Below are 3,585 nucleotides of genomic sequence, written 5' to 3' on the forward strand. Positions count from 1 at the left end.
CCTAGGAAGCACTACGATGTCGTGATTTAATTCCTGCAAGGCAAAGTTTTTTTACCCCACGTTCATGAGCCGCGAACATTTTTATTCGTTGTTCAAGTGAGAGTTTTCGCAACTGGGAAAACAGATAAGTATCCGCATCGATGCTGGTATCGGCGGCTTGCGATCGATAATTTAGTTTTGAGTCATTAGTCATTAGTCATTTGTCATTTGTCATTGGGCATTGGGCATTTGTCATTTGTCATTAGTCATTTGTCATTAGTCATTAGTCATTAGTCATTTGTCATTTGTCATTAGTCATTTGTCATTTGTCATTAGTCATTTGTCATTAGTCATTTGTCATTAGTCATTTGTCATTTGTCATTAGTCATTTGTCATTTGTTATTCTCCCCCTGCCCCCTGCCCCCTGCCTCCTGCCTCCTTTCAACATAACTATACGTAACTATCCATTGCTTCTCTACCAAAGCCGATTAAAATGAATACGCAACTTGGGCTTCCATAGGAGTTATCCAGCCGTGCAGCCGGACTTAATAGGCTTGGAAATTAGTAAGGGGGAACTGAGACGTTTGACTGGGTTCGATCCAGAAGACGTTTTTCGACCCTCGGTTTTGCAAGATAGCAAGAAGCGATTAGGGTTTTTTATCAATGAAATGCTGGTGACGCTGGCGCTAACGCCAATAATTGTTGGTTTTGTTTACGCGTTTATTATTCTGCCAACAATTGGTTCTTCAATTCGACTAGGAATTCTTTTACTCATTTTAGTGCCAATGCCGATATTAGTGGGGCGATGGCTGTGGCGGCAGTTGACGTGTCCTGAAGGACTGACAATACTTTTAGATGAAGTTGATAAATATCATGACCTGGTTGCTGCTATAGATATTAATGACCAATTGGCAGCATCAGGAAACGTAGAAAGCAGTTTTCATGACCGAGATCAAGTAACCGCCGCCCTGCAACTAATTAGAGAAGATTTAGTCCGCGCTTTGAAAACGGAACGAATTTTGCGGGATAATAAAAAATTGCTTGCTAATAATCAAGAGTTATTTGTGAATAATTTAGCCAGTCTGCAAGCTTTACAAGTTAGTAGTCAAGCAGGCGAATATGCTCAACTGCTAAATCAATCATTGCAAATTGCGATCGATGTGCAAGCAGAAATCAGAAAATTGCACAAAGGCTGAGTGGATGTTTGTAAAGCACTTTCTTAAAAAACAATCGCCCCGTTGACCTAAATGAGCAACAAACCAAAAATAATTGTCCTGGATGATGACCCTACGGGTTCTCAAACAGTCCACAGCTGCTTGCTGCTAATGCACTGGGATGTGGACAGGCTACGCACCGGGTTGCAGGATGATTCGCCGATTTTCTTTGTGCTGACTAATACTAGATCGCTAACGCCAGAGTCAGCTGCATCTGTCACTAAAGAAGTTTGCCATAACCTGAAAATCGCTTTGAATGCTGAAGGAATTGACGATTTTCTGATTGTCAGCCGTTCTGATTCTACTTTGCGAGGACATTATCCCATTGAAACTGATGCGATCGCCCAAGAACTCGGCCCCTTTGATGCTCATTTTCTCGTACCAGCATTTTTTGAGGGTGGACGCATCACCCGCGATAGTGTGCATTACTTGATTATTGGCGGTGTACCTACCCCAGTCCATGAAACTGAATTTGCCCGTGATTCAGTCTTCAGCTACCATCACAGTTACTTACCCAAGTATGTCGAAGAAAAGACTCAAGGACAAATTAGTGCCGAAGCTGTAGAAAGGTTTCTCCTCGCTGATATTCGCGCTGGTAGTTTGAAACGCTTGTTACAACTGAGTGGTAATCAGTGTGCTGTTGTAGATGGTGAAACTCAAGACGATCTCAACCGCTTTGCAGTAGACATATTAGCAGCAGCAAGTCAAGGGAAACGCTTTTTGTTTCGCAGTGCAGCAAGTATTTTAACAGCTTTAGCCGCTTTACCACCCCAACCAATTGCCGCCGAAAAGATGGCGCAGTACGTGCGACAAGGCAAACCAGGTGCGGTGATTGTTGGTTCCCATGTGAAAAAGACTACCCAGCAATTAGAGGCACTGTTACGGCTAGAAGGAACGGCGGGAATCGAAGTCAATGTAGCGCGATTACTTGATGATGTAAATCAATCTGCGGCACTGCTAACTGAAATTCAAGAAAGTACACGGGCGGCACATGAGGCTGGTAAAACACCAGTGGTTTATACTAGCCGTCAGGAACTGAATTTTAAAGATGTCAAGACACGATTGGAGTTTGGGGAAAAAGTTTCAGGTTTATTGATGGATATTGTACACGGTTTACCATCTGATATAGGATTCTTAATCAGCAAGGGTGGCATTACTTCTAATGATGTCTTGAGTACTGGACTAGCTTTAACTTCAGCCCGTTTACTCGGTCAAATTTTAGCTGGTTGTTCAATGGTGTTAACGCCATCCGATCATCCCCAGTTTCCTGATTTACCTGTAGTGCTGTTTCCCGGTAATGTCGGCGATGCTGATGCCTTGGGGACAGTTTATCAGAGGTTGACCATGCCAATTTGAGATTTGAGACTTTCCTGCCGAACGCTACGTGTAGCTTGCTTCCCCGAAGGGGTACGGCTATGCTCAGGAACCATCGAACGATTTGAGATTAAATAATCTTTTGGTTCATGCCAGACTAATGTCTTGCTACGCACTTTCAACCCTTGTAGGTAATACAAATCCAAAATCTGTCTATCCTTTGTCTTTTGGCTAGTACTTCATGACTTCTGATTCTGCGGTTCCTAATCTAAAGTCAAATTCTGCACTTCCTAATGCAGACCCAAGCTCTATCTTTTCTGAGGTAGAGGTAAATTTTAATGTTTCTGATGTAGAGTCAGATTCTATCCTCCCGGATGAGGAGTTAAATTCTGTCCTCCTTTATTTAAAATCAAATACTGCCCTTGAGGATGTAGAGTCAAATCCTACTAACCCAGATGTAGATTCAAATACTGATCCGGTATTAGATTTTATCCTTACTGATTTAAATCCCAATGAGTCAGCAATATCAGGGCATCGCGTAAATGACAATAGTCAAGTCCAGTTAAAAAGTAAGGAGGGACGGCTTTTATTAATTCTGCCCCCGGAATCTCAAGTATCTGCCTCAGAACTCACTTGGTCTGATATTTGGCAACAAATAAGACAGCGTTTGAATGCAGGCGATCGCTTTCGGATATCTAATACACCTGTGCATCTAATGGCACAAGACCGCCTAGTAGATGCCAGACAACTCCAAGAACTCGTCGAGGCTTTGAGTGAAGTCCAACTGCGGCTAATATCAGTCTCGACTAGTCGTCGGCAAACTGCGATCGCTGCCGTCACATCTGGGTATTCTGTAGAACAATTACAGCCAGTAACTTCCCTGAATTCTGAGCCAAAAGCTACAGCTATCCCCCAGGCAGATGCCCTCTATTTAGAAATGACAGTCCGCTCTGGAGTAGAAATTCGTCATCCTGGTACAGTAATTCTCTTGGGAGATTTAAATCCAGGTGGTATTGTAATTGCAGATGGAGATATTATCATCTGGGGTCGCTTACGTGGAATCGCTCATGCTGGTGCT

5 protein-coding genes are annotated in these 3,585 nt (G+C 43.1%); 3 read left to right on the forward strand and 2 right to left on the reverse strand.

What is annotated here, in order from left to right; all coding sequences use genetic code 11:
* Position 1 precedes the first annotated feature (1 nt).
* Positions 2–193: a hypothetical protein gene (locus tag LC574_RS31255; protein ID WP_306422183.1), complete on the reverse strand. Its 192-nt coding sequence runs from the start codon at positions 191–193 to the stop codon at positions 2–4.
* A 319-nt stretch (positions 194–512) separates the two neighbouring features.
* Between LC574_RS31255 and LC574_RS31260 the strand changes: the two genes are divergently transcribed.
* Entirely contained in the window at positions 513–1,175 is a 663-nt protein-coding gene (locus LC574_RS31260) for a hypothetical protein (RefSeq protein ID WP_229457460.1), read from the forward strand.
* A 51-nt stretch (positions 1,176–1,226) separates the two neighbouring features.
* Positions 1,227–2,549 carry a four-carbon acid sugar kinase family protein gene (locus LC574_RS31265; protein ID WP_229457461.1) on the forward strand — a complete coding sequence of 441 codons (1,323 nt, stop codon included), beginning with the start codon at positions 1,227–1,229 and terminating at the stop codon, positions 2,547–2,549.
* Here the strand turns inward: LC574_RS31265 and LC574_RS31270 are convergent.
* Positions 2,525–2,713: a hypothetical protein gene (locus tag LC574_RS31270; protein WP_229457462.1), complete on the reverse strand. Its 189-nt coding sequence runs from the start codon at positions 2,711–2,713 to the stop codon at positions 2,525–2,527. The genes LC574_RS31265 and LC574_RS31270 overlap by 25 nt on opposite strands.
* Before the next feature lie 35 nt (positions 2,714–2,748).
* Between LC574_RS31270 and LC574_RS31275 the strand changes: the two genes are divergently transcribed.
* A partial coding sequence (locus LC574_RS31275) for a septum site-determining protein MinC (RefSeq protein WP_229457463.1) occupies positions 2,749–3,585 on the forward strand: 837 nt, incomplete at its 3' end.

This window comes from Nostoc sp. CHAB 5715, assembly GCF_020829685.1.
GTDB lineage: Bacteria > Cyanobacteriota > Cyanobacteriia > Cyanobacteriales > Nostocaceae > Nostoc.